Source organism: Edaphocola flava, from assembly GCF_004118155.1.
Classification (GTDB): domain Bacteria; phylum Bacteroidota; class Bacteroidia; order Chitinophagales; family Chitinophagaceae; genus Edaphocola; species Edaphocola flava.
In genome coordinates, this window is sequence record NZ_SAIQ01000001.1 from 755,898 (window position 1) to 782,671 (window position 26,774).

Genomic DNA, 26,774 nt, shown 5'->3' on the forward strand with positions numbered 1-26,774 from the left:
ACTTTCAGGCTATTTATTGGCATTTTTCACCAACCAATCTACTGTAATGGTAGTCTATATTAGGGTGTGACAATTAATAACCATCATTGTAAAATAACTAGTGTACTATGGGTAAATTTTTATTACTAACCGGCATTTTAGGCTTAGCTGCATCTACCAGCTGGGGCGGTCCTAAAATACCGGATGCAAAGCATCAGCACGAGGCCGGAGAGCAGGCTGCACTTTCTTTTATTGAAAATAAAGGACAATGGGTTTCGGAAGCCAAGTATCAGGCACATGTTGCCGGCGGTGTTATGTTCCTGACCGACAAGGGCTTCGTGTACAACTTTGTCAGTTCAGATGATCTGGAGGCATTCCACGAAGCGGCAGACAAGGGCAACAATTCTGCTGACCTGCCGATACACGGCCACGCTTATAAAGTAAACTTTGTAGGTGCAAATACGAATGTAACGTACAGCAATTCCGGTAAGAAAAGTACGTATCATAACTACTTTATCGGTAACGACGCCAGCAAATGGGCTGGACATGTGGGATTATACGAAGGTGTAACCCAACATGATATATATAATGGTGTTGATCTGAAGGTTTATTCAGAAAACAACAATGTAAAGTATGACTTTGTAGTGAAACAAGGTGCTAACCCTCAGCAAATCCACCTGTCTTTCGACGGTGTGAGCCCTAAAATTCAGGCTGACGGTTCCCTGCTGATTGCAACAAGCGTAAATAAGGTAATTGAGCATGCACCGTATACCTACCAGGTAATTGACGGTCAGAAAGTTACCGTTCCTTCCCGTTATAAATACGAGAAAGGAGCACTTACCTTTGATTTCCCTAAAGGATATAACAAAAACTACGACCTGGTGATTGACCCGGCCCTGGTTTTTGCAACATATAGCGGTGGTGTAGGTACTACACCATACTATGCCCACTCTACCACTTATGACAAAGCAGGTAATACCTATACTGCGTCATTGGCTTACGGTATAGGCTGGCCTACCACAACAGGTGCTTACCAGACTACTTTCCCTGGCGGTACAGGTTGTGCTGGTATTAATAAATATACTTCTAATGGCTCTACGCTGGTATACTCTACCTACTTCGGTGGTACGGCCAATAACGTTCAGCCTAATACCTTAAGAGTAAATGACAGTAACCAGCTGGTAATGGCGGGTAATGTGTCTACTACTACCATGCCGGTTACAACCGGTGCTTATCAAAGTACCCTGAATGGTGCATCAGATATCTATGTAGTTAAATTTACGGCTGACGGTTCCGGCATCCTGGCCAGTACTTACCTTGGTGGTACCGGTATGGAAGCCTTACAAAACGGTTCTACCTTTGCCTACACAGGTCTGGGTGGTTCTAACGGTAACCCTGCAGACGTTGCATTCGATGCTTCCGGTAATATCTGGGTGGTATCCAATACTGCTTCTACCGACTTCCCTACTACTGCTACAGCGTACCAGTCTGCCAATGGTGGTAGCCACGATGCGGTAATCGCTAAACTGAATGGCAACTTAAGTTCCTTAATGTACGCTACTTATATGGGTGGTAATGCCTGGGACGGTGCTATCGGTATTGAATATAATAAGAATACAGACGAGATGGTTGTAGCAGGTTATGCCGGCTCTGCCAACTTCCCTACTACTTCAGGTGCTTACCATACCACTTCAGGTGGTGGTATCGACGGTTTTGCCGTTAAATTCCGCAACAACAACCCTATGGTTCAGGCAAGTACTTTGTTAGGTACTTCCGGTACAGATATCGCTTACCGTGTAGCGTTTGACTGTGGTAATAATATCTTTATCGCAGGTAGAACAGATGGTGCTTACCCCGTAACCAATACAACGGCTCAGGGTTTAGTATCAAATGGATATGTATTTATCGATAAACTGAATCCAAGTCTTTCTTCTACTATTGCTTCTACCAGAACAGGTGCCAGCAACAGCAGCATCACGCCTACGGCGATGATGGTGGATATCTGTGGTAACATTATGATCTCTACAGTAACCAGCTCAAGTAACCAGACTGGTATGCCACTGACTCCGGATGCATTCGATGCGTCTCCTAAACCTTCTTACTTCGCAGCCTTTAAAGCAAACTTTACGGAACTGATCTTTGGTAGCTTCTTCGGAAGTGCGAGTGGTGACCACTTCCACACCGGTATCTGCCGTATGGACCCTAACGGTATTGTATACCAATCAGTATGTGGTACAAGCACAGGCTTCCCTACTACTCCATGGTCTTATGCTCCAGTTAAGTTAAACGGTGGTACCAACGATAACATTACGTTCAAATTCGCTTATGATATCGTAAGTATTGAAATGGAAACAGAATCAGGCCAGGGTGGTAACCAACTGAACAGAAAACACACCGTGAGAGGTTGTAATTCTGCAAAAATCACCTTTACAAGAGGCGGTGACACTACAGTACCAATGATCCTGCACATCAACAAATTAGGTGATGCTGTAAACGGAACCGACTACCAATACCTGCCAGATACCGTTTATTTCAATGCCCTGCAAACAAGCAGAACTATCGAAATCAAACCATTACTGGTACCTAACATGCCTACCGGTCCTAAAATGGTCATCATTGAGGCGCTGAACCCTTGCGGATGTGATAATGGTGTACAAAATGTAATTAAGAAAGATACCGTTTACATCTTAGACTCTCTGTATGTAAATATCTCTAACCCTTTACCGGCTTATTGCCCTGGTACCCAGATATCTATTACTGCCGATACAGACCCTACCCTGGACTTTGACTGGACGCCTGTACAATATAACCTGGGTAGCCTGACGATCAACCCGATCCTGTTAACAACCCGCGACTATACTATTACAGTAAGACAACCTGGAGCTCCGGCTACCTGTCCTCCGCACAGCAAAACATTCCATGCCCTGGTAGAACAGTACCCTATAATCTCCATGCCTTCCGATACCATCGTCTGCGGTCAGGACTCTGCAGTAATCGCGGTATCAGTATATCCTGACACGGTTAATTACCTGTATACCTGGACTCCAAGCACAGGTCTGAGAGCGGCTAATATCGGTACAAACTACCTGTTAAGACCAACTGGTACTTATACCTATAACCTGCATGTAACAACGCCTTTAGCGAACTGTTTCTCAGATCACCAAATGATCATTAATGTAAGACCTCCGTTCCAGCTGACTAACGTACTGCCAGTAAGTGGCACTACCGTAAACTATGGTGAAGAGGTAAATATGTCTGCAATGGGTGGTATCTTATACTCCTGGTTACCGGTAAGCATGTTCTACGATCCGGATAATCAATATGCAAGAACCTTCCCGATCACTGAGCCAGGAACCTTCCAGGTAATCGGTATCGATGAGTATGGTTGTAAAGACACTGCATCAATTGACCTGGAAGTGAAATATCCGCTGGATCCGATTATGCCAAATGCATTTACACCAAACGGTGACGGTAAAAACGATGTATTCGGTCTGACCAACGCTAAATTCCAGAAACTGCTGCGCTTCGAAATCTATAACAGATGGGGTCAGCAAGTATTCAACACTATCGATCCGATGAAAGGATGGGATGGTAACTTTGAGGGAAATCCATGTGCACAAGCTGTATATAGTTATATCATTACAGTAGAACTGCCTAACAAGGAACTCAAAACATATAAAGGAACGGTCACCTTATTCAGATAAGACTGATTGAATCTGATACAAAAAGACCGGGAACGATAAACGTTCCCGGTCTTTTTTATATGCCTTACTCACATATAAGCCCATATACGAAAGGAGCCGCAAGATCATCTTGCGGCTCCTTTCGTATTATTAAATGATGTATTGCTTATTTGTTAAGAATGTAGGACATGATATAATCATTCATAGCTTCTATATAGTTACATCCTGGTCTGTTCTGATCGCTCTTCAGTTTCACGGCCATATTATTCAGTACTTTCTGTACTGTATGGTCAAAATCTTTATCCTCTATAGCATCTGCCAGCTCTCCGTTCAGTTCTTTAATCTTTTCTTTGGCCACCTTCAGCACCGGTACACTCTGGCGCATGATATACCATTCTGCAAATTCGTGAATATAGAATGATATTAATGCTTTAGCTTTTGGTACTTCTTCCTGACGGCGTTGCAGGGTCACATCATTGATCTTGGACAGGTCATCTACATTAGCCAGGATGATGTGCTTGTATGAGCCCAGAGAAGGACTTACATTATTAGGGATAGAAAGGTCTATAATGATCTTGTGGTCCTCTTCAGCAAAATGTGCCTCTGTGATAATCGGGGCCGATGCATTTGTGGCTACAATAATCACATCATATGCACGTATCGCCTCACTCATTTCGGCAAATGGAATATGACGAATGCCCAGTTCTGCTGCAAAAGTAGCCGCTTTATCTTCGGTACGGTTTACCACAGCCAGGTTGTCTTTCAGTCCCAGTTCCTGGATCAGGTTTTTACAGGTATTCTTACCTATATCTCCCACCCCGATCACCAGTATCTTACTGTCACTTAAGGTCGGCACATGCCATTTAAGAAATTGTACAGCTGCGTAGGCTACCGATACGGTACCACTGCTCAGATTGGTCTGGCTGCGGATTGCGCGGGAAGACTGCAATACGGTATTGAATAAACGATCAAGAAAGGCATTGGTTTTACCTTTCTCTTTAGCGTAGTTAAAGGCTGTTTTTAACTGCCCTACGATCTCATAATCGCCCAGGATCTGAGAGTCTATACCAGCCGCGACATTAAACAAATGCTGTACCGCCATAGTACTCTCCATTGTATAAGCATGCTCCCGCAGCAGGTGCAGATCGCCATCTGTGTATTTACACATCAGGGCCATCAACAGCTCTACATCTTTGGCTACACCATATACTTCTGTACGATTACAGGTAGATATTACAAAAAGGGCCCCCACTCCATAATCAGGGGCATCGGCCAGTAGACGGTCATAGGCATCTGCACCAATGGCAAAACGACTACGAATCTCCGTACTCGTGTTCAGGTGGTTAATACCCACACACCAGAATTCCTGTAAATTGTTCCGCTCGTCTAAAATCATAATCGATGAATACAAGAATTGACATTACTGGCGCAAAGGTACATTATCATTTGCACACCTTTAAGTAGTTCTGTCATTCTAATGTCATAAAAATTGTACCATATATCCTATATACGAATAAAGACAGAAGTCAGTTTTAAATATTATTTTTGCTAAAACTTCTGTGTACATGGCTAAAAAAGGCTTGATTTTAATGAATTTGGGTTCTCCCGACAGCACTTCTGTCAAGGATCTGCGTAAATACCTGAATGAATTTCTAATGGATGAGCGGGTAATTGACAAACCATACCTGTTTCGCTTGCTGCTGGTTAAGGGTATAATTGTTCCTTTCCGTGCACCGAAATCTGCCGAAGCATATGAGCAGATCTGGTGGCCAGAGGGCTCTCCACTGGTAGTCCTTACGCAACAACTGAGAGAAAAGGTAGCTGAAAAGACTGATATGCCTGTAGCTATATCCATGCGCTATGGCAATCCGACTCCGGAAGCAGCCTATGAGGCCTTACTGAAAGAAAATCCAGACCTGGAAGAGGTAATCTTATTCCCATTATACCCGCACTATGCTATGAGCAGCTATGAAACAGCCGTGGAGCATATGGTTCAGGCTAAACAAAAGCATAACTACAACTTTAAACTAAGTGTTGTGCCCCCGTTCTACAACCACCCGGCATATATTGCGGCCCTGTCTAACAGCATTAAACCGCATGTGGCCGATACCGACAGCTTTGATCAGCTATTATTCAGCTATCATGGTATCCCGGAGCGCCATGTAACCAAAACAGACCCTACCGGACAGCATTGTATGAAGGTGGAGAACTGCTGTTACAAATCTAACCCGAGCCATAAAACCTGCTACCGTCACCAGGTAACGATGACCAGCGAGCTGGTGACTAAAAAACTGGGCCTGCCTAAAACCAAATGGCAGCAAAGCTACCAGAGCCGCCTGGGCCGTGATCCATGGCTATTGCCAAGCACACAGACTGTAATACCTGAAATGCCGGCAAACGGGGTTAAGCGCCTGAAAGTAGTTTGCCCTTCATTTGTAAGCGACTGCCTGGAAACATTGGAAGAAATCGAAATGCGCGGTAAAGAAGACTTCATCTCTAATGGCGGTACGACATATGAGTACATTCCCTGTATGAATACGGCCGATGACTGGGTAGATGCGGTAATTGAGCTCTGCAATACAGCAGTATAACAATATATATAGTATAGTAAACATAACCGGAAAGGGGTACTTAGACAGCTCAGTACCCCTTTCCGGTTAATAGTTAATAATTAAGTAACAATAATTTCAAATTGTAGTAACATTAAGTTTAAACCTTTGCGCGAAATTCCACAACACGAAATAAGTATGCACAAAATTATTACTACAGTTGCTATTGCGTCTATCGCGACAACTGCATTCGCACAAAATGCGCCTAATCTTAAAGGTAATATTAAAGACGGCAGCAACAGCGAAGGATTACCAGGGGTAACCGTAAGTGTATTTGAAGCTGGCAAAACAACCAGTACACTGAATGCGCTTACCGACATTGACGGTAATTTTGAGTTTACCCTGAAGCCAGGTAATTATAAAATTGTGATCGAGAGCATGGGCTATCAAAGCAAAGAGATTACGGATATCACAATTGCGGAAGGTGCAAGTATGCCTGCTGTAAATGTAGTAATGAGTGAGTCCAAATCTACCGAGCTGAATGAGGTTGTTGTAAGCAGCTCCATGAAGAAAGAAACGGTAAATGCACTGTTCACCATGCAGAAAAATGCAGCATCCGTTTCTGACGGTATCTCTGCAGAAGCGATCAAACGTTCTCCGGATAGAAATACTGCCGATGTGCTGAAAAGGGTAAGCGGTACAACCATCCAGGATAATAAATTTGTAATCATCCGCGGTCTGAGCGACCGTTATAATACTGCCTTGGTAGATGATGCGGTACTGCCTAGTACTGAACCTAACCGTAAGGCATTCTCTTTCGACATTATCCCTTCTGCGGTAATTGACAATATCATCATCACTAAAGCCGGCACACCGGATCTGCCTGCCGATTTCGCAGGTGGGGTGATCAATGTACTGACTAAAGAAGTACCTGAAGAGAACTTCAACAATATCAGCATCGGTACAGGTTACAATACCGTATCTACCTTTAAAGATTTCAAAACGGGTTATAAAAGCAGCACCGATTTCCTGGGATTTGACAATGGCAGAAAATTGCCTAAAAACTTCCCTACGGTTAAAGAAGCAGGTGGATTCCTGACTCCGGCTCAAAGCGCATCATACCTGAATATGCTGAACAATGACTTCAGTGTACAGACACGCAGCGCTTTACCGATGATGAACCTGCAGGCTGGCCTGGGTCGCGTATACAGACTGGGTAACGGCCGCAAATTCGGCTTCTTCGGTGCCCTTAACTACAACCACAGCGAGAACATCAGACCAAATGTACTGCGCCAGTACGATGACTATAACTATACGGACAATGTATATAACTACTCTACTACTTTAGGTGGTGTGGTGAATATGGGCTACTACTACGGCAAAAGCAAGATCGGTCTGAAAACATTATACAACCGCAACTTCGATGACAACTTCATGTATCGTGAAGGATTGAACATCGGAAGAGGTACAGACATCCGTTACTATGCCTTTGACCTGGTACAGAAAGCCCTGTTCAAAACTACGCTGAACGGTGAGCACCAATTAGCTGGCCAGAGCAAGATCAACTGGTTATTATCGTATAACTATATCAGCAATAACCAACCGGATCAGAAGAAATTATCCTACGGTTATAACAATGCAGAACAAGCTTATGTAGCGGATCTGGGTACCCTGGGTAAAGCCAATAACCGTATGTTCAGCAAGCTGGGTGAATCTATCATCAATGCAAACATCAACTACAGCAAGCCGGTTAACCTGTTTGAAAAATCAACTTTAAAAACCGGTCTGTTCGGACAATACCGTACCCGCGATTTCAGCAACAGATATGTGGGTGCCACTACATCTGATCAGAGCGTACTGAAAAATGGTATTCAGGACCTGTTCAGCCCGACCAATATCAACAACCAGATCTATGATTTCAGAGACCAGACCGGTCCTGGAGATGCATACACTGCACAATCCAGCACATCAGGAGCTTACGCTATGCTGGACAATAAATTCACTGATAAGTTAAGACTGGTTTGGGGTGCACGTCTCGAAGCATATAAAATTGACCTGAGTACTGTAGAGAAAAAGTATGTAGATCAGTTCTGGTGGGATGTATTGCCATCTGCTAACCTGACTTATGCCCTGACAGAGAAAACCAACCTGCGCGCTTCTTATTTCAAGAGCCTGGCCCGTCCGGAGCTGAGAGAGATGGCTTTAATGAGCTATTATGATTATGAGCTGAATGCAAACATCAACGGTAATCCGAATCTGAAAAGAACGACGATCAACAACTTCGATCTGAAGTATGAATACTTCCCTACCGGTGGTGAGATCCTTTCTGCATCAGTATTCTACAAGGACTTCTCTAACCCTATTGAGAATTACCTGTACGGTTCTAACAGTGCGTATGACATCACTCCTATGAACTTCCCTAATGCCCGTAACATCGGTGTGGAATTGGAAATTCGTAAGAAATTAGGTTTCCTGGGTAGCGATTTCCTGAACAACTTTACGTTCTATGCAAACGTAGCCCTGATCAATTCTAAGGTTACACTGGACAAGACACGTTATATCAATGGTATCGCTTCTGACTCCCGCCCACTGGCCGGACAGTCTCCGTACATGATCAATACCAGCCTGAGCTACCGCTCTCCTAACAGCAAACTGAACCTGACAGCGATGTACAACGTAATCGGTCAGCGTATTTACCTGGTAGGTGACGGACGTTTCGGAGATGTGTATGAAATGCCACGTAACCTGTTAGACTTCCAGGTAGCATACAACCTGTCTGAAAGAAGCGAACTGAAACTGAATGTTAAAGATATCCTGAGTAGTCCTTATCGTTTCTACTTCGACCAGGACAGCGATAGTAAATTTACCGGTTCTGCATTCAAAGATGGCAGCATGCAGGCAAATAAAGACTGGATCCTGCAACAATACAGACCAGGTACGACTTTATCACTGACTTATTCTTATAAGTTCTAAGACCAAAAATTGTCCCCCATAATACACACATGCGAAAGGGCTGCCATATGGCAGCCCTTTCGCATGTAATCGGCAAAATATTCTTTAGTTTTGTACCCGTAATTTCAACAAGCCCAAAACCATCAGCTACAGCGGAGAACCCATATTGCAAACCTCAGTCGAATTCCTGAAAGGAATCGGCTCCTTTAAGGCGGAACTGCTCCGCAAGGAACTGCATATCAGTACCTATGGAGATCTGCTCCATTACTTTCCCTACCGCTATATCGACGGCACCCAGGTACAGAATATACAATCGTTACAGCCAGACCAGGAATGGGTACAGCTGAAGGGCATCATTATGAACTTTAATGAGCATGGCAGTGGTTTTAAGAAAAGGCTTACCGCCACCCTCTATGATCAGACGGGCCAGCTGGAACTGGTATGGTTTCAGGGCATCAGCTATGTGCAGAAAAACATACTGCCCAATACGGCGTACAGCATATTTGGTAAGCTGACCTTTTTTAATGGTTTCCCTACCATTACCCATCCCGAGATTGAAGCCATCAAACCGGGGCAAAACAATGCTGCACCGACTATGCAACCCGCATACAGTGTAACAGAAAAACTGAGGTCCAAAGGGTTAAACAACCGTTCATTTGCAAAGGTGACCCAGGCACTGCTTGAAAAGATCAGGCCGGGAGATATTTATGAAACGCTTCCACCAAACATCCTGCAGCAGTACAATCTTTGCGGCCGGTATGAAGCCTTAAGCCAGATACACTTCCCTCAGAATGCTATGGCACAGCAGCGCGCCAGCCATCGCCTTAAATGGGAAGAGCTATTGATCGCACAATTGAAAATCACACGTGCCAATATCCGCAATCACCAGCAACCGGGCTATGTGTTCGGTTCTGTGGGCGATCTGTTCAATACCTTCTACAACGATTACCTGCCTTTCGACCTAACGGGGGCTCAGAAAAGGGTTATTAAAGAAATCCGAACCGATACCCTGCAGGGAAGACAGATGAACCGGCTGGTACAGGGAGATGTAGGCAGCGGCAAGACAATGGTGGCATTGCTCAGTATGCTTATAGCTGCAGATAACGGCTACCAGAGCTGTATGATGGCACCTACTGAGATATTAGCCCAGCAGCACTTTCAGGGCATCAGCGATTTGTTGAAAGACATGCCGGTCTCCATAGCGATACTTACCGGATCTGTAAAAACGAAGGAGCGCCGCCGTATACTGGAGGGACTGAAAGAGGGCACTATTCATATAGTTGTGGGTACCCATGCCCTGGTAGAAGATAAGGTTACATTCCGGAACCTGGGCCTGGCCGTGATTGATGAGCAACACCGTTTCGGGGTATCGCAAAGAGCTAAGCTCTGGCAGAAAAACACATTACCACCGCATGTATTGGTCATGACGGCAACGCCTATTCCCCGCACACTGGCCATGACCTTGTACGGAGACCTGGACGTATCTGTTATTGATGAGCTGCCTCCGGGACGTAAGCCTATTCACACCACCCACCGGTTCGATGTGTACCGGTTCAAGATCATGGAATTCATCAAATATGAAATTGAAAAAGGGCGACAGATCTATATCGTATACCCTTTGATCGATGAGAGTGATAAGCTGGACTATGAGAGCCTGATCGCCAATTATGAGCAGGTCAAAACATACTTCCCTGATCCGAAGTATAATGTGGCTATGGTTCATGGCCGTCAGCCTGCCGATGAAAAGGACCGGAATATGCAGCGCTTTGTCTCCGGCGAGGCCCATATACTGGTATCGACAACCGTAATCGAGGTGGGGGTAAATGTACCTAATGCATCGGTGATGCTGATTGAAAGTGCAGAACGCTTCGGGCTGTCACAATTACATCAGCTGCGTGGCCGTGTGGGGCGTGGTAGCGAAAAATCTTACTGCATATTGCTTACCGGGCAGGAGATCTCTAAAGAGAGCCGTCAGCGCATGAGCATCATGACGCAGACCAATGATGGCTTCCTGATTGCGGAAGAAGACCTGAAGATGCGTGGCCCTGGAGATATATACGGTACCCGCCAAAGCGGGGCACTCGATTTCAAAATTGCCGACATCGTACAGGATGCAGCGCTGGTCGAAGAAACGAAAAAGGCAGCTGAACTGATCTTATCTGAAGATCCCGGCCTTACCCATCCCAACCACAGAATGCTGTACCAGGCATTGCACCATAATACCCAGAGCAATACTCTGCAATGGAATAAGATCAGTTAAAAAACAGGGATACATGGCTCAGCAATTATCCTTATTTTTGTCTGAATCTAAAAAAGTATTACCCATTATGAAACGGATTTTATTATTAGCGGCTTTAATGAGTTCGGCTACATTTGCGGCGATTGCACAGAAATATAAAGCCATTATTAAAACCGATGCCGGCACAATCGAGGCTTTCCTGTATAACAATACTCCGCAACATACCAAGAACTTTGTAAAGCTGGCTAAATCGCACTTTTACGAAGGCGTACTGTTCCACCGTGTTATTCCTGATTTCATGATCCAGTCCGGAGACCCTAATTCCAAAAAGACGAAAGCCGGTGAAATGCTGGGCGATGGTGATGTGGGATATAAAGTACCTGCTGAGTTTCGCTATGAGTATTTCCATAAAAGAGGTGCTTTAGCTGCAGCACGGGACAACAATCCAGAAAAAGCATCTTCCGGATGCCAGTTCTATATCGTAGACGGTAAGAAATATACCGATGCTGAGCTGGACCAGATTGAAAAGCGCAACAATAAGAAAATACCGGATGCACAGAGAAAAATCTATAAAACTATAGGTGGCACTCCGTTCCTGGATGGCAATTACACCGTTTTCGGTGAGGTAACTAAAGGTATGGATGTTGTGGAGAAAATAGTAAACCAGCCTCGCAATCAGGCCGATCGTCCGAATAAGGATCAGCACATTCAGTCTGTAAAAATCAAGAAAAAATGGTTGGGCATCTGGTGGTAAACTAACAAAGCGTACATGTATACTAACGTAAAAAAACTGCTGGATCTTAAATATGAGACCTATCATAATGAAGCCTTCATAAAGAAAGATCCGGTTTCTATACCACATTTATTTTCTCAAGTACAGGATATTGAAATTGCTGCATTTTTTGCAGCAATTTTAGCATGGGGCAATCGTACCATGATCCTGAATAATTGCCGCAGGCTGCTGGAGATGATGGACAATGCTCCTTACCAGTTTGTATTGCAGCATGAAGAGCAGGATCTTAAACCACTGTTTCACTTTGTACACCGTACATTTAACGGTACAGACCTGTTACATTTTATAGCCTTCTTTAAAGTGCATTACAGCAAATACGAACTGCTGGAAAGTGCCTTTATCCCGCCGGGAACTGAGGCAGTAAATGTGGAACGATCGCTGAATCATTTCCATCACTATTTCTTCAGTATACCGGATGCTGCAGAACGCACCCGTAAGCATATTGCCAGCCCGGAACGGGGCTCTGCCTGTAAGCGGTTAAATATGTTCCTGCGCTGGATGATCCGCAAAGACAGTCCGGTAGACCTGGGTATCTGGAATTACCTGACTCCGGCACAACTCATTTGTCCATTAGATACGCATGTGGCAGATGTATCCCGCAGATTGGGGTTAATCGAGCGCAAGCAAAATGACTGGAAGACGGCTATAGCGCTTACGGAACACCTGCGTGCTTTTGATCCCGAAGACCCGGTAAAATATGATTATGCTTTATTTGCATTGGGCGTGGAAGAACGTTTTTAAAATACTGAGGCGCGGGCTTTGCCCGCGCCTCAGTATTTTAAAAACGCATTTTATATCGTTACCTGCTGATGCAGTCTCGGGATGTGCACTACGCCAAAACCCTTAGCCAGCAATCGCTCGCGGAAAGCACGCTGCGGTTCATATTCTCCATGCACAAGGAATACCTGCTGCACTTTAGTGGCATCCTGACAGGAAATCCATTGCAGGAGATCGTTATAATCGCCATGAGCACTCATACTCTCAATCACTTTTACCCTCGCATTCACCTCATAGCCCTTACCGAAAATGGTGACTTCTTTCTGACCAGACTTCAGCCTTCCGCCCAGTGAGTTAGGTTCACAATATCCTACGATCAATATTGTATTGCGGGTATTCTCAATATTGTTGGCAATATGATGTTTCACCCTTCCGGCTTCTGCCATACCGGAAGAAGAGATGATGACACAAGGATCGTTACGCAGATTCAGCGCTTTAGAAGCATCTACGTTTTTGATCATGGTCAGCCCAGGAAATGCAAAAGGATCATCATCACGTTTCATCACTTCCTGCACCGCGTCATTAAACAATTCCGGAAAGCGTTTAGTCAGTTCCGTAGCTTCAACAGACAGAGGACTGTCTACATAATATGGTACTGGTGGTAAGCGCTTTTGTAAGGAAAGTGCATTAAGGGCATACAGCAGTTCCTGTGTACGACCCACACTGAAAGAAGGTATGATCAGTTTGCCTTTTTTAACAAGGCAGGTTTCTACAATAGTCTCCAGGAAGCGCTCCAGAGAAGGCTGTACACGATTATGTTCCCGGTCGCCGTAAGTACTTTCCATGAGGATAATATCTGCCTGCGGGAAAGGAGCCGGAGCATCCAGGATAGCATCATCATAACGCCCCACATCTCCGCTGAAGGTGATATGTTTGGTCACACCCTCTTCTTCTATTTTCAGGTGCACACAGGTGCTACCAATAATATGTCCGGCTTCGGTATGCAGCACGCTGATCTGCGGATCTATCTGGTACCATTCGCCCAGGGGTGCAGCCTGCATTAAGGCAGTTGCCTTGTCTACATCTTCTTCCGTATACAATGGCTCGACTAAGGGCCTGCCCTGGCGCTTTCTTCTTTTATTGATATAAGTGGCCTCACTTTCCTGAATCCGGGCAGAATCGGCCAGCAATAACCCCGCCAATGCTGCTGTGGCTTCGGTACAGAATATTTTACCCTTAAACCCTTCCAGCACCAGCTTGGGCAGTAAACCCACATGGTCGATATGCGCATGCGATAACACCACATAATCTACCGTAGCAGGATTAAAACCAAAATGAGCATTCAGCTCCATGGTCTCACTACCCATACCCTGGAACATACCACAATCCAGCAGTACCTGTTTGCCGTTATCCAGGGTAATGAGGTGCTTGGAGCCGGTTACCGTACGGGCCGCCCCGTGAAATCCTATTTTCATAATTATAATTAAAAATGATCCGTAATATAGCCTGACGGCCTGTTGAGAATAGATTCCAAGTTACAGATTAAAGTGTTACAATCTTCTAAATTGTTTATTTTTGGTCAGCATAAATCATTTATATGAAAAAATCTCTTCTGCCTCTGGCCTCTCTCTTACTTATGGGCCAGATGTCAAACGCACAACATATGAATTATCCTCAGACCCGTAAAGAAGACCAGGCCGACAATTATTTCGGTCAGAAGGTAACCGATCCTTACCGCTGGCTGGAACAAGATACAGCCAAAGAAACGGAAGCTTGGGTACAGACGCAAAACCAGTTCACCAATGCTTACCTGCAACAGATCCCTTACCGCGATGCCATCAGAGAAAGACTGACGCAGTTATGGAATTATGAAAAATACTCTGCTCCTTTCAAAAACGGGCAATACTACACTTTCTACAAAAATGATGGTTTACAGAACCAGTCCGTACTTTATATCCAGACTGGCATTAATGGCAAGCCAGAAGTATTACTGGACCCGAACAAATTATCCGGCGATGGAACGGTAGCCTTACAGGCGACAGCATTCTCCAAAAAAGAAAAATACTTTGCATATGCAGTATCTGCCTCCGGTAGTGACTGGCAGGAAATATATGTGATGGATGTAAAGACGAAGCAACTGCTTTCTGAGAAAATTGAATACGTAAAATTCACCGGTATTTCCTGGAAAGGCGAAGAAGGCTTTTACTACAGCGGTTATTCCAAGCCTAAAGATGAGGCCACCAAATATTCTGCAAAAACAGAATACCAGAAAGTATTCTTCCATAAAATAGGTACTGCACAAAGTGAAGATATACTGGTGTATGAAGACAAGGAACATCCATTACGCTATGTAGGCGCAGACCTTACCGAAGATGAGCGCTTCCTCGTGCTGGGTATTTCTGAAGGTACAGACGGTAGCGAGATCAAGATCAAAGACCTGAAAGATGCAAGTAATAAAGGCTTTACCACTATCGTACCGGGCTTCGAAACCAATGCTTCCGTGGTAGATAACATCGGCGACAAAATCGTACTAAACACCAATAACGGCGCCCCGAATTATAAAGTAGTTTTACTGGACCCAAAAAATCCGGCAGCTGCCAACTGGCAAACCCTTATCCCAGAACAGAAAGAAAAACTGGAAGGCGTGGGTACAGCAGGTGGCAAATTGTTTGCCAATTACCTGAGAAACGCGGTAAGCGTAGTAGAACAATATGATTACAAAGGCAAGAAAGAACGCAGCATCACCTTACCGGGCTTAGGTACGGCAAGTGGTTTTGGTGCGCATAAAGACGATAAGGATTTTTATTATACCTATACTTCGTTCATCAATCCTCCTACGATTTATCACTATGATATTGCCACAGGAAAGTCTACCCTGTTCCGCAAGTCCAGTGCCAAATTCAACCCGGAAGAGTATGAGACGAAACAGGTTTTCTATCCTTCTAAAGACGGCACTAAAGTACCCATGTTCATTACCTACAAAAAAGGCTTGAAGCTGGATGGCAATAACCCTACGATGCTGTATGCATACGGCGGATTCAACATCAGTCTGACCCCATCATTCTCTATGGCACTGATTCCATTCCTGGAAAGTGGTGGTGTTTACTGCCTGGCCAATCTGCGCGGTGGTGGCGAGTTTGGCGAAGACTGGCATAAAGGTGGTATGCTGTCTAACAAGCAAAATGTATTTGACGACTTTATCTCTGGTGCTGAATTCCTGATCAAAGAAAAATATACTTCCAGCAGCAAGCTCGCTATCCGCGGTGGTTCTAACGGAGGTTTGCTGGTCGGCGCCTGCCTGACGCAGCGCCCGGACCTTTATGCAGTAGCCATCCCGCAGGTGGGCGTACTGGACATGCTGCGCTATCATAAATTCACTGTAGGTTGGGGCTGGGCTGTAGAGTACGGTAGCAGTGATAATCAGGATCAGTTCGACTACCTGATCAAATATTCTCCTTTGCACAATATCAAAAAAGGCACGTGCTACCCTGCAACTATGATCACCACTGCCGATCATGATGACCGTGTAGTACCGGCGCACTCTTTCAAATTTGCAGCGACCCTGCAGGAAAATCAAGGCTGCGAAAAACCGAATCTGATCCGTATCGACTCCAAAGCCGGACACGGCGCCGGTAAGCCAACAACAAAAGTAATTGATGAAGCTGCTGACATCTGGGCATTCACTTTATGGAATATGGGCATTAAAAACCTGAAGTTTCCTAAATAAGTACAATTCAAGATTTCAAGTATAATAAGAAGGCTATCCCGACGGGATAGCCTTCTTATTATTAGTATTTCTGAAATTTCACCTGCTCTGTTCTCCCTTGCTGCTGCACTTCCAGAATATAAATTCCTTCCGGGAATTGCGTAATATTCAGCGCTCTGTCTTGTGCCAGTTTATTCTGATCTACAACTACCCCTTTCATATTGATGATCTGGTAATCCACCAATTCATTCTCCTTAAATGATTTGCCCAGTATAATAGTTATACGATCATTGGCCGGGTTAGGAAATACAAGTGTTTGGCTTGTCTTCATTACCGGAAACGGAAGTGTTGCATTATACTGAATTTCTGTTTGATCAAAATCATCGAAGTAAATATAAGGTTCCAGATTCGTCATATACAAATCATCAATCATACTGTGTATAGCAATCGTATCATTAATATCTTCTACCATTTTATTGGCCACTGCCTCATATACATTTCGTTCCAGTAGTGTACTGTCTTCCTCATTAAGGCGGGTTTGCAGATATATGGCCGAACCATCTTTCTCCCTATAAGTGTCCGGCCTGCCATATGTAGGCGCGACCATATTCAGGGCATTTTTTGATCCATAAAACATACGCTGACCACATGCATTGGTCACTTTAAGCGACCAGCTTACGCTATAGTAAAAAATACCGAAATGAAAAAAGCGCGGTGTCTGTATAGACGAACCATAAGCATGATAAGTATTACTGCCGTTGACCGGATGGGAATAATTCACCACCCACTCATAAGTTGCGCCAGCCTGTGGATTAAGCACCTGTAGGCTCAGGCCCATTTTAAAAGGGAATATGTTCTGAAAGCAGGATACGACCTGGTTACTCACGGTACCATTCTGCACCAGTTTATTTATTTTATTTGAAGGACATCCATCGGGTGTATACTGATACTGTAGCAGCGCTGTATTGGCCGGTACAGGATTGGCTGTATTGTTCTGTACATATACTGTACTGCCCTGGTTAGCATAACCGGTAATGTTTAAAGAGTTATTATCGACCGACCAGGTACCCCCCGTTACCGGAGGAGTTACCGAAAAGGCTGCTGTACCGCATACATAAGCAGGCCCAGTGATCTGCGACGAACTGTTACATATTTCGCTATACCCATCAAGCTCAGGATGGCGCTGCCAGATTTTTACATAATCGACTTCGGCCTCGCCCAGCTCGGTGACACCTGAAGTAGCTGGGCCATGAATCCCGTCAACACCGGTAGTAATATTAAAGTTACAGTTTGAGTTATCCCTTCTGTAAGGGAAACCGTAGGTAACTTTATAGGTTCCATTTGGGTTACAACCCGAACCGATCTTAACTGTATAGCTCAGACCACTGTTTGTATAGACTGAAGCCTCTTTATAATACTTCCACATGGTATGCACCAGCTCATTGTCCAGGTAGAAGCGTATGACAGTAGTATCCCACTCACAGGTATAGGTATGCCAGTCATTCAGGTAAAGGTAATTGCCCGCCATCCAGTTGATATATTTTTGCCGGGGATACTGGATATCTTTTGCATTTTGTGAGGCATTTTTAGTAGTATGATATGGTAGGGGAGCAACAGATGTATCGGTAGACTTCTTACCCCATGCATGGGTTGGATAAGACATTCTGGTCCTGTAACGGTTAAAGGTGAAGGGATTGCCTCCATACTGTCCGCTCCAGTCCGGGCCATAGCTTTCGGCCATATCTATTTCATTGACTCCTACATAACTACCATACCAAGTCCATAAAGTAGTATGGGCTTTGGGGAATACCGGCATTTTCATACGCACCTCAAACTTGCCGGCATTAAAAGCCTTTTTCTGGTTCTGGTAATAGTACCGGGTAGATATTTTACCTGTGGTATAATATTCTGTATGCCCATCAGCATCCGTATAGGCCTGGCTTTTCACCTTCAGTTTTACCGTACCATTACTCACAATCACATTTTGGTCCAGGTCACCGGCATTCCATTCGTCATGTATCCCATCAGGCTGCCACCAGCCGGAGCGTCGCGAGTTAGCGTTCTGGCAGTAATCGTTATAATACCAGCCTCCATTGGGCAGAGGCTGCTCCATACCCAGCCAGGAGCCATAGGTGATCCATTTAGAATCGTCCAGACTGGTTCCATTGAAATCGTCAAACAAAATGAGTTTCCAGGGGCTGTTGTCACAAATCTGTGGATTTGAACCGGAAGCAAAGGTACGATCGGGCAGCCAGGCATTCTGTGCGTAAGATAAGCTGCATAAACCTGAGGACAGCAGCAGGGCTGTTAAGTATTTTTTCATAAATGATTTATGATTTTAAGTGTTAAAAATAAAATATTGTGGATTTATGGGGGATTAGACATAGCAACCCCAGACCGTACCGAACATAGTACAGATCAGGTTAGTTGTAAAATCATTAGAGGAAATTGCTCAGGACGCTAGCGGACGGTAATATCCTTTGGTTCATATATAGTACCCCTGACTAATAAGCTATCATTGCCTTTGATATAAAAACTATTAGTAGGATCCGGGAAGTAAGAATAAAATACTGTAGGGTTAATTATATACTTACCCTTACCCTTATACTCATAAGCATCAATACGCGAAGAGTTATGCTTGTCTGTAAAGTACTGTACACCATCAAGAATAAACCCAATGGGTACCAGGGTATCATCTGTTCCTCCATAACTAAGAACAAATGAACCTGATTTAGGATATGAATGAACATTAAAATCAAATTCGAAGCTGATTTCTTTTCCATTAATTTTATTGAGTAGGTATATTTGTGGTTGTCCCATCATATAATATCCTTCAACGTTTCGTGTACTTAGTCTTGTACCATCAATATATAATTCAGATTTTTCATTTCTATCCTTATTGCAGGCCGCAAAGCCCAAAAGAAATAAAGCGGATAATAATAGTGAAGTGTATTTCATAAAAGTGTACTTGTAGTGGTATAAAAGTTTTTATAGATTCAGATTATGATAAGTACTATCGTATAGTTTTATCTTTAGCTTCGTAAATAGTGCCCCAAAAGCGGATACTGTCATTGCCTTCTATAGCTTTAGTGCTATCACTTGGATCAGGTACCCGTATCCGCAACCAGATCGGCTCTATAGTATATTTTCCTAGACCATTTTCTTCAGTAGCCGAAACAACAGCGTTTGTATAAGAGGAAACAATATAAATTTTACCATCCCCAAGGATAACTCCAATATTTGCAGTAGCAGGTTGGGTACTGTTAGAAATTGGGATAGCACCACTTTTGGAGAATCCCGCATCAAAAAAGACCAGAGATACAAATTCACTCCCTGAATAAGTCATCTCTGAGTTTCCACTCATAACATAAGCCTCAAACTTTCGTGTTTCATATTGTTTACCGTCAATATAGAAGGTAGATTTTTTATTTCGATCCTTATTGCAGGCCGAGAATAGAAGAAGAAGCGAGGCAAATAAAGAAAGGTATTTTTTCGGCACAGTTTAGTTGTATTGATTAGCTAAAATTAAAATAAATCATCTGTTTGTGTATCAATTCCTTACTATCTAAATGTTAAAGACGTAAGGAAAATTTCAATTTCAAAACCAGCATTTTAAATAGTGAAGGAAGCCGTAAATGAACGGGCGCTACAATTATATATATTCTGAATCAATGATGTTCCTGTAAAATATTTGTTATCTGAATGGTCATTTCATTGTATTACTGTAGTTTTAAACTCACAAAACTGATCCTACGATATTTTATCACCAATATAATTGTGCGATTTGCAGACTGACTTTCTAATCATAGGTTCCGGTATTGCCGGACTCACTTTTGCCATCAAAACGGCACAACGCTTTCCTGAGGCCAGGATCACTTTGCTGACCAAGGCTCAGGAAGATAATGAAACCAATACTAAATATGCACAGGGCGGTATCGCGGTAGTAGATACTGACGGTGATAGCTTTGACAAACATATAAAGGATACCCTCATTGCCGGTGACGGATTGTGTAATGAGGAGGTGGTTAAAATTGTGGTTACTGAAGGTCCGCAGATGGTACAGGAGATGATCGACTGGGGTACCCGCTTTGATAAAGATGCGCAAGGCGAATACCTTAGGGGTAAAGAAGGCGGGCACTCCGACTTCCGCATCCTGCATTATAAAGATATTACCGGCTGGGAAATTGAGCGCGCACTACTCGAAGAAGTCAAGCGTTTTGACAATATCCATATCTTCAAAAATTATTTTGTGGTGGATATTATTACACAACACCACCTGGGACACCTGGTGACCAAATCGACACCGGATATTACCTGCTATGGTGTATATGTGCTCAATAAAGAGACCAACCATATAGAGAAGATACTGGGTAAGGTCACGCTTATGGCGACCGGTGGTGCCGGACAGGTGTACCGCAGTACAACCAATCCTAAGATCGCGACCGGCGATGGTATTGCTATGGTATACCGTGCTAAGGGACGTATCGAAAATATGGAGTTTATACAATTCCACCCTACTGCCCTGTACGAAGTGGGCGTCAGTCCTTCTTTCCTGATTACGGAAGCGGTACGTGGCGACGGGGGCATCTTACGCAATGTGCATGGAGAAGCATTTATGCCACGCTATGATGAACGTAAAGACCTGGCTCCCCGCGATATTGTAGCCCGCGCTATAGATAATGAAATGAAGGTAACAGGTGCATCGCACGTATACCTTGATTGCCGTCATATGGATCAGGAAAAATTCCTGCATCACTTCCCCAACATTTATGAGAAGTGTAAAAGCATCGGTATAGATGTGTTTACACAAATGATACCAGTAGCTCCGGCGGCACATTACTGCTGCGGAGGTATTAAAACGGATACACGCGGACAAACCTCGATCATGCACTTACTGGCCTGCGGTGAATGCAGCAGTACGGGCCTGCATGGTGCCAATCGCCTGGCGAGCAACTCCCTGTTGGAGGCACTGGTATACGGTAACCGCTGTGCAGACCGGGCTGCAGAACTATACCTGAACAGCACCTTCCGGGACGATATTCCCGACTGGAATGCGGACGGTACTGGAGAACCGAAAGAGATGATCCTGATCACCCAGACCCGTAAAGAGCTGGAATCGATTATGAGTGATTATGTGGGTATCGTACGTAATGATGTGCGGCTGCAAAGGGCTATGCGCCGCCTGGATCTCCTGCATGATGAAACGGAAGCCCTGTATGAAACCAGCACAATCTCACCGCAACTGGTCGAGCTGCGCAACCTGATCACTATCGGCTACCTGATTGTAAAAGGGGCTCAGTTCCGTAAAGAGAGCCGGGGCCTGCATTACACCACAGACTATCCCGGAAAGAATGATATACTACAGAATATTGTTCTGTAATAAAAAAGGAAGCGCATATGCGCTTCTTTTTTTATTGATGATATTTTTTAGCCCTGCGGATAAAGTATATGGCCAGTAATATTACACCTACTACTTCGCCCAACATACCCAGGCCTAGCATCATCGCTGCACCAGGCAGGTGTTCCAGCTTGAATAAAGCACCTACGAGTGTGGAGATAATTCCTGCAGCGGTCAGAATGATTGCGGTAATGACTAATGATTTCATGTTTTTATATCTGTTTTTCGGGTGTACAAATTGTAATGCTTACTCCTGGCTCATTACTTTATAAGTCGGGTCTTCCATAATATTTACCTCTATTACAGTAGCGGCGTTTTGCAATATTTTCCGGCAGTCTTCACTCAGGTGGCGCAGGCGCAATACCTTACCCTGCTGCTGGTAGCGATCTGTCAGTTTATGCAGCATGTCGATAGCGCTCATATCTGCCACACGACTTTCTTTAAAATCGATGATCACTTCGGCAGGATCATGTGCCGGATCAAATTTTTCTGCAAAAGCGGAAACAGAACCGAAGAATAAGGGTCCGTAAATCTCATAATGCTTCACCCCGTTTTCATCGACATACTTGCGGGCACGAATGCGTTTGGCATTATCCCAGGCAAATACAAGCGCGGCAATGACCACACCGGCTAATACAGCCAGCGCAAGGTTATGCAGCAGCACGGTAATTACCGCAACGGTAATGCCTACAAATATATCTGATTTAGGCATTTTGTTGATGATGCGAAACGATACCCACTGGAAGGTCCCGATCGCCACCATCATCATCACGCCAACCAATGCAGCCATAGGTATCTTTTCTATAAAAGGTGCACCCACCAGGATGATGATGAGTATAGTAACGGAAGCGATAATACCGGCCAGTCTGGCACGAGAACCGGCGTTAATATTGACCAGCGTTTGCGCTACCATGGCACAACCTCCCATACCTGCAAAAAGGCCATTAGTCACATTGGCCGCACCCTGTGCCATAGCTTCTCTGTTGGCATTTCCCTTTGTACCGGTAATCTCATCAACCATAGACAAGGTGAGCAAGGACTCGATCAGGCCCACACCCGCCATAACAAGAGAGAAAGGAAAGATGATCTTTAGGGTATCCAGTGAAAAGGGTACCAGTGGAATATGAAATGCCGGCAGGCTACCGCTGATATGGGCAATATCCGCTACCGTTCTGGTCTGTATACCAAAGCCTGTAACGATGGCAAATACGACCAGTATAGCCACAAGCGATGCCGGAACGGCTTTGGTCATTTGAGGAAAAAAATATACAATGGCAATGGTCAGCAAAGTTAATCCCAGCATCACATACAGGGCATTACCCTGCAACCATTGGGTGCCACCGGCAGTTTTGAATTGTACTACCTGCGCCATAAAGATGATGACAGCCAGGCCATTCAGAAAACCATACATTACCGGCTGGGGTATAAGGCGTACAAACTTTGCCAGCTTCAGTGCACCAACCAGGAATTGTAATACTCCGGCCAGCAACACTGCTGCAAACAGGTACTCCATACCATGATCTTTGGCCAGGGCAATTAATACCACCACCGTGGCTCCGGCACCGCCGGAAACCATTCCCGGACGGCCTCCAAGGATGGCTGTAACCAATCCCATCAGGAAGGCAGCATACAGTCCGGTAAGTGGGCTAAGGCCCGCCAGGATCGCAAAAGACAGCGATTCCGGGATCATGGTCATGGCTACGGTAAGCCCGGCTAGTATTTCATTTTTATAATTAACCTTCCGGCTAAAATCAAATGGACTGGTAAAAAAAGGCATAATGAATAAAACTGAAAATAGCTGAGGTGCGGGGGATTACAAAAAGAAGCGCTCCGGGCAGAAGCCTGAAGCGCAATATATAAGGTCGGTGAGGAGAAACGGATTATCCTTTTACGTTCGTTTTAGGCTTACGCATGATAGCTACGATCTCAACAATGAATCCCAGGATCACCACAATCGGTGCCAGCGTAATTCTTCTGAAACTGAAGATATCTTTTGAATACACATTTGGATCGTCACTTTTACCACCTGCCATCAGCATGAAGCCGATAACGATCAATGCCAGTCCGGCAAACATCAGGTAATAGTTCTCTTTGCTAAACTGAAATGTCTTTGGTGAATTGCTTTTATTATTGGGTAATGCCATTGATTGAATATTAGAATGCCAAAAATAGTAAATTATTTTTTAATACAAATCCTCAACTTTAAGTTTAAGATACTTTAATACTGAACGGTGTGTACTGATCAGGGATATCAGCACGCCCAGTATCAGTACCAGTACCAGTAAAGCGATAAACAGGGTATTGTCACTGAATGCGTTCAGTTCCGGGAAGCGGCTCAGTACAAAGGATTTTAAACCCAGGATTGCTACAATGGCCACCGCTGCACTGATTAGTCCGCTGAAGATCGCAGAACGGTCAAAAGGACGGGCAATAAAGCGATGGGTTGCACCCACCATCTGCATGGTCTTAATGGTATGACGGCTGCTGAACATGGATAAACGAACGGTATTGTCGATGAGGAAAATAACACTGAACAGTAAGATCAGGGAAACTACCGCCAGGATAATGCTGACACGGTTAAGGGTGCTGTCCAGCGTGTTGACGATCGGTTTAGGATACACCACTTCACGCACAATATTGCTCTGCAACATGAATTTTTTGATCTTCTCCATGCTGTCTGTATTCACATAGCCCGGATACAGATTTACATTAAGAGAGGTATACAGTGGGTTGAAGTCCAGCAGTTCGGTAAAGTCTTCATCGTACTCTTTAGAAAACTGTGCAGCCGCTTCTTCCTTTGTGATCATTTTGACCTGGGATACAAAACCCTGTTTTTCCAGTATTTTCTGCAACTCATCCGCTTTTTCCTGGCGGGTATTATCATGCATGATGACCTGCATCTGTACATTCCCTTTCAGGAATTTGTTCATGCCACGGCCATTCAGCATCAGCCAGCCCAGTGAGCCCAGCAGGAATAATACCAGCGCTACGCCGATGATGGAGTATATATAAGAAGGTGTGATTTTCTTCATCTGATCTGTTTAAGCTAATCCGGTATAATAGCAGATATACCGGCGATTTGCCCAAAAATAGTAAAAAACTGGCTAAACATAAGCCATTAACATTGGATAAATACCCACATTTCTCTAAATTTGCTTCACGAAATTTCAAAAAATTCAACATTTTCAATTATTCCCGATGGATAAATTAGCAACCCTGCAGCAGCATACCGAAAAAGCATTATCAGGTGGCGGACAGGCAAGAATCGAAAGTCAGCACAAAAAAGGAAAACTTACGGCGAGAGAAAGAGTGCAGTTATTAATGGATGAAGGTTCGTTTGAGGAGATCGGTATGTTTGTGAAGCACCGTTGCACAGACTTCGGCATGGAAAATGAACAATACCTGGGTGATGGTGTGGTAACGGGTTACGGTACGGTAAACGGAAGACTGGTATATGTATTCTCTCAGGACTTTACTGTATTCGGGGGCAGCCTTTCCGAAACGCAGGCAGAAAAGATCTGTAAGATCATGGACCTGGCCATGCAGAACGGTGCTCCGGTAATCGGTCTGAATGACAGTGGTGGTGCGCGTATCCAGGAAGGAGTAGTCTCCCTGGGTGGTTATGCCGATATCTTCTATCGCAATGTACAGGCTTCAGGTGTAATCCCGCAGCTGTCGGCCATTATGGGACCTTGTGCCGGTGGTGCGGTATATTCTCCAGCAATTACCGATTTCATCCTGATGGTAGAGCATACTTCTTATATGTTCGTAACCGGACCGAATGTGGTAAAAACAGTGACACATGAAAATGTAACCAGTGAAGAGCTGGGTGGTGCAATGACGCATGCTGAGAAATCGGGTGTGACACACTTTGCCTGTGCCAATGAGATCGAGTGTATTGATTACCTGAAAAAACTGCTGAGCTATATGCCACAGAACTGCGAAGAGGATGCACCTATCTACCCTTACGAAGCGGGCAATGAAATCAGGGAGAAACTGAAAAACATTATCCCGGAAAATGCGAACCAGCCTTATGATATGAAAGAGGTGATCGAAGAGCTGGCCGATGCAGATTCTTTTGTGGAAGTACATAAACATTATGCGGAGAATATTGTGGTAGGCTTTGCACGCATTGCTGGTCGCAGCATCGGTATCGTAGCCAATCAGCCGGCAAGCATGGCAGGTGTACTGGACATTAATGCTTCTAAAAAAGGAGCACGTTTCGTACGTTTCTGTGATGCCTTCAATATTCCTTTATTAGTACTGGTAGATGTTCCGGGCTTCCTGCCAGGTACAGACCAGGAGTGGAACGGTATCATCTCTAACGGTGCTAAATTATTATTTGCGCTGAGTGAGGCTACTGTACCTAAGCTGACCGTGATTACCCGTAAAGCTTACGGCGGTGCTTATGATGTGATGAACTCTAAACACATCGGTGCGGATATGAACTATGCATGGCCTACTGCAGAGATCGCGGTAATGGGTGCTAAGGGTGCTGCAGAGATCATCTTCAAAAAAGACATCGCTGCTGCTGAGGATAAAGATGCAAAATGGAAAGAAAAAGAACTGGAATACACAGAGAAATTTGCAAACCCTTACGGTGCTGCAGCACGTGGCTTTATCGACGAGGTTATCTTACCGGAAAACACGCGTGAGAAACTGATCCGTGCATTTAAAATGCTGGAAAATAAAGTGGTTAAAATGCCGAAGAAAAAACACGATAATATTCCGCTGTAAACGGTATACATCGATATAAAA

At 44.5% G+C, this 26,774-nt stretch carries 18 protein-coding genes; 9 read left to right on the forward strand and 9 right to left on the reverse strand.

Going from position 1 to position 26,774, the window contains the following annotated elements; genetic code table 11:
• Window positions 1-107: 107 nt before the first annotated feature.
• Window positions 108-3,683 carry a DUF7948 domain-containing protein gene (locus EMP01_RS03285; RefSeq protein WP_129020053.1) on the forward strand — a complete coding sequence of 1,192 codons (3,576 nt, stop codon included), beginning with the start codon at window positions 108-110 and terminating at the stop codon, window positions 3,681-3,683.
• A gap of 145 nt (window positions 3,684-3,828) precedes the next feature.
• Here the strand turns inward: EMP01_RS03285 and hemA are convergent, their stop codons facing one another.
• Entirely contained in the window at window positions 3,829-5,058 is a 1,230-nt protein-coding gene (gene hemA / locus EMP01_RS03290; protein ID WP_129020054.1) for a glutamyl-tRNA reductase, read from the reverse strand.
• 169 nt (window positions 5,059-5,227) lie between these two features.
• Here hemA and hemH point away from each other — a divergent pair, with 169 nt between their 5' ends.
• The 5 genes from hemH (at window position 5,228) to EMP01_RS03315 (ending at window position 12,936) form a co-directional block, all read left to right on the forward strand.
• Window positions 5,228-6,253 carry a ferrochelatase gene (gene hemH / locus EMP01_RS03295; RefSeq protein WP_129020055.1) on the forward strand — a complete coding sequence of 342 codons (1,026 nt, stop codon included), beginning with the start codon at window positions 5,228-5,230 and terminating at the stop codon, window positions 6,251-6,253.
• A 156-nt stretch (window positions 6,254-6,409) separates the two neighbouring features.
• Window positions 6,410-9,184 carry a TonB-dependent receptor gene (locus EMP01_RS03300; RefSeq protein WP_129020056.1) on the forward strand — a complete coding sequence of 925 codons (2,775 nt, stop codon included), beginning with the start codon at window positions 6,410-6,412 and terminating at the stop codon, window positions 9,182-9,184.
• Between the two features lie 145 nt (window positions 9,185-9,329).
• The gene (recG, locus tag EMP01_RS03305; RefSeq protein ID WP_129020057.1) at window positions 9,330-11,423 is read left to right on the forward strand and encodes an ATP-dependent DNA helicase RecG; all 2,094 of its coding nucleotides are present in this window, start codon (window positions 9,330-9,332) and stop codon (window positions 11,421-11,423) included.
• Window positions 11,424-11,490: 67 nt separating this feature from the next.
• Window positions 11,491-12,156 (forward strand): peptidylprolyl isomerase, encoded by a 666-nt coding sequence (locus tag EMP01_RS03310; protein WP_129020058.1) that lies wholly within the window; start codon window positions 11,491-11,493, stop codon window positions 12,154-12,156.
• Between the two features lie 15 nt (window positions 12,157-12,171).
• Window positions 12,172-12,936, forward strand: a complete 765-nt coding sequence (locus EMP01_RS03315; protein ID WP_129020059.1) for a TIGR02757 family protein — start codon at window positions 12,172-12,174, stop codon at window positions 12,934-12,936.
• A 50-nt stretch (window positions 12,937-12,986) separates the two neighbouring features.
• On the opposite strand, the gene EMP01_RS03320 is transcribed toward EMP01_RS03315, so the two are convergent.
• Window positions 12,987-14,387, reverse strand: coding sequence for an MBL fold metallo-hydrolase RNA specificity domain-containing protein (locus EMP01_RS03320; protein WP_129020060.1), 1,401 nt, complete (start codon window positions 14,385-14,387; stop codon window positions 12,987-12,989).
• Between the two features lie 122 nt (window positions 14,388-14,509).
• On the opposite strand from EMP01_RS03320, the gene EMP01_RS03325 reads away from it, so the two are divergent.
• Window positions 14,510-16,639 (forward strand): prolyl oligopeptidase family serine peptidase, encoded by a 2,130-nt coding sequence (locus EMP01_RS03325; protein WP_129020061.1) that lies wholly within the window; start codon window positions 14,510-14,512, stop codon window positions 16,637-16,639.
• Between the two features lie 61 nt (window positions 16,640-16,700).
• Here EMP01_RS03325 and EMP01_RS03330 read toward each other — a convergent pair whose 3' ends face one another.
• The 3 genes from EMP01_RS03330 to EMP01_RS03340 all read right to left on the reverse strand — a co-directional run bounded on the left by EMP01_RS03330 (window position 16,701) and on the right by EMP01_RS03340 (window position 20,117).
• Complete coding sequence (locus tag EMP01_RS03330) at window positions 16,701-18,941, reverse strand: T9SS type A sorting domain-containing protein (protein WP_129020062.1); 2,241 nt, start codon at window positions 18,939-18,941, stop codon at window positions 16,701-16,703.
• Between the two features lie 137 nt (window positions 18,942-19,078).
• Complete coding sequence (locus EMP01_RS03335) at window positions 19,079-19,576, reverse strand: hypothetical protein (RefSeq protein ID WP_129020063.1); 498 nt, start codon at window positions 19,574-19,576, stop codon at window positions 19,079-19,081.
• 55 nt (window positions 19,577-19,631) lie between these two features.
• Window positions 19,632-20,117, reverse strand: a complete 486-nt coding sequence (locus EMP01_RS03340) for a hypothetical protein (RefSeq protein WP_129020064.1) — start codon at window positions 20,115-20,117, stop codon at window positions 19,632-19,634.
• 285 nt (window positions 20,118-20,402) lie between these two features.
• Here EMP01_RS03340 and nadB point away from each other — a divergent pair, with 285 nt between their 5' ends.
• Window positions 20,403-21,998 (forward strand): L-aspartate oxidase, encoded by a 1,596-nt coding sequence (nadB, locus tag EMP01_RS03345; RefSeq protein WP_129020065.1) that lies wholly within the window; start codon window positions 20,403-20,405, stop codon window positions 21,996-21,998.
• 31 nt (window positions 21,999-22,029) lie between these two features.
• Here the strand turns inward: nadB and EMP01_RS03350 are convergent, their stop codons facing one another.
• The 4 genes from EMP01_RS03350 to EMP01_RS03365 all read right to left on the reverse strand — a co-directional run bounded on the left by EMP01_RS03350 (window position 22,030) and on the right by EMP01_RS03365 (window position 25,048).
• Window positions 22,030-22,224 carry a GldL-related protein gene (locus EMP01_RS03350; protein WP_129020066.1) on the reverse strand — a complete coding sequence of 65 codons (195 nt, stop codon included), beginning with the start codon at window positions 22,222-22,224 and terminating at the stop codon, window positions 22,030-22,032.
• Window positions 22,225-22,263: 39 nt separating this feature from the next.
• A complete protein-coding gene (locus EMP01_RS03355; protein WP_129020067.1) occupies window positions 22,264-23,793 on the reverse strand; it encodes a SulP family inorganic anion transporter in 1,530 nt (509 codons plus the stop codon).
• A 103-nt stretch (window positions 23,794-23,896) separates the two neighbouring features.
• Complete coding sequence (locus EMP01_RS03360; RefSeq protein WP_129020068.1) at window positions 23,897-24,160, reverse strand: DUF3098 domain-containing protein; 264 nt, start codon at window positions 24,158-24,160, stop codon at window positions 23,897-23,899.
• A 39-nt stretch (window positions 24,161-24,199) separates the two neighbouring features.
• A complete protein-coding gene (locus tag EMP01_RS03365) occupies window positions 24,200-25,048 on the reverse strand; it encodes a cell division protein FtsX (RefSeq protein WP_129020069.1) in 849 nt (282 codons plus the stop codon).
• A 166-nt stretch (window positions 25,049-25,214) separates the two neighbouring features.
• Here EMP01_RS03365 and EMP01_RS03370 point away from each other — a divergent pair, with 166 nt between their 5' ends.
• Window positions 25,215-26,753, forward strand: coding sequence for an acyl-CoA carboxylase subunit beta (locus EMP01_RS03370; protein WP_129020070.1), 1,539 nt, complete (start codon window positions 25,215-25,217; stop codon window positions 26,751-26,753).
• Window positions 26,754-26,774 lie beyond the last annotated feature (21 nt).

What these genes read in the sequence shown, in the direction of transcription:
- EMP01_RS03335 (WP_129020063.1), bottom strand. Translation starts at nt 19,576, where the DNA reads ATGAAATACACTTCACTATTATTATCCGCTTTATTTCTTTTGGGCTTT.
- EMP01_RS03320 (WP_129020060.1), bottom strand. Translation starts at nt 14,387, where the DNA reads ATGAAAATAGGATTTCACGGGGCGGCCCGTACGGTAACCGGCTCCAAG.
- EMP01_RS03330 (WP_129020062.1), bottom strand. Translation starts at nt 18,941, where the DNA reads ATGAAAAAATACTTAACAGCCCTGCTGCTGTCCTCAGGTTTATGCAGC.
- EMP01_RS03310 (WP_129020058.1), top strand. Translation starts at nt 11,491, where the DNA reads ATGAAACGGATTTTATTATTAGCGGCTTTAATGAGTTCGGCTACATTT.
- EMP01_RS03350 (WP_129020066.1), bottom strand. Translation starts at nt 22,224, where the DNA reads ATGAAATCATTAGTCATTACCGCAATCATTCTGACCGCTGCAGGAATT.
- EMP01_RS03325 (WP_129020061.1), top strand. Translation starts at nt 14,510, where the DNA reads ATGAAAAAATCTCTTCTGCCTCTGGCCTCTCTCTTACTTATGGGCCAG.
- EMP01_RS03300 (WP_129020056.1), top strand. Translation starts at nt 6,410, where the DNA reads ATGCACAAAATTATTACTACAGTTGCTATTGCGTCTATCGCGACAACT.
- EMP01_RS03285 (WP_129020053.1), top strand. Translation starts at nt 108, where the DNA reads ATGGGTAAATTTTTATTACTAACCGGCATTTTAGGCTTAGCTGCATCT.
- EMP01_RS03365 (WP_129020069.1), bottom strand. Translation starts at nt 25,048, where the DNA reads ATGAAGAAAATCACACCTTCTTATATATACTCCATCATCGGCGTAGCG.
- EMP01_RS03360 (WP_129020068.1), bottom strand. Translation starts at nt 24,160, where the DNA reads ATGGCATTACCCAATAATAAAAGCAATTCACCAAAGACATTTCAGTTT.
- EMP01_RS03370 (WP_129020070.1), top strand. Translation starts at nt 25,215, where the DNA reads ATGGATAAATTAGCAACCCTGCAGCAGCATACCGAAAAAGCATTATCA.
- EMP01_RS03355 (WP_129020067.1), bottom strand. Translation starts at nt 23,793, where the DNA reads ATGCCTTTTTTTACCAGTCCATTTGATTTTAGCCGGAAGGTTAATTAT.
- hemH (WP_129020055.1), top strand. Translation starts at nt 5,228, where the DNA reads ATGGCTAAAAAAGGCTTGATTTTAATGAATTTGGGTTCTCCCGACAGC.
- EMP01_RS03315 (WP_129020059.1), top strand. Translation starts at nt 12,172, where the DNA reads ATGTATACTAACGTAAAAAAACTGCTGGATCTTAAATATGAGACCTAT.
- hemA (WP_129020054.1), bottom strand. Translation starts at nt 5,058, where the DNA reads ATGATTTTAGACGAGCGGAACAATTTACAGGAATTCTGGTGTGTGGGT.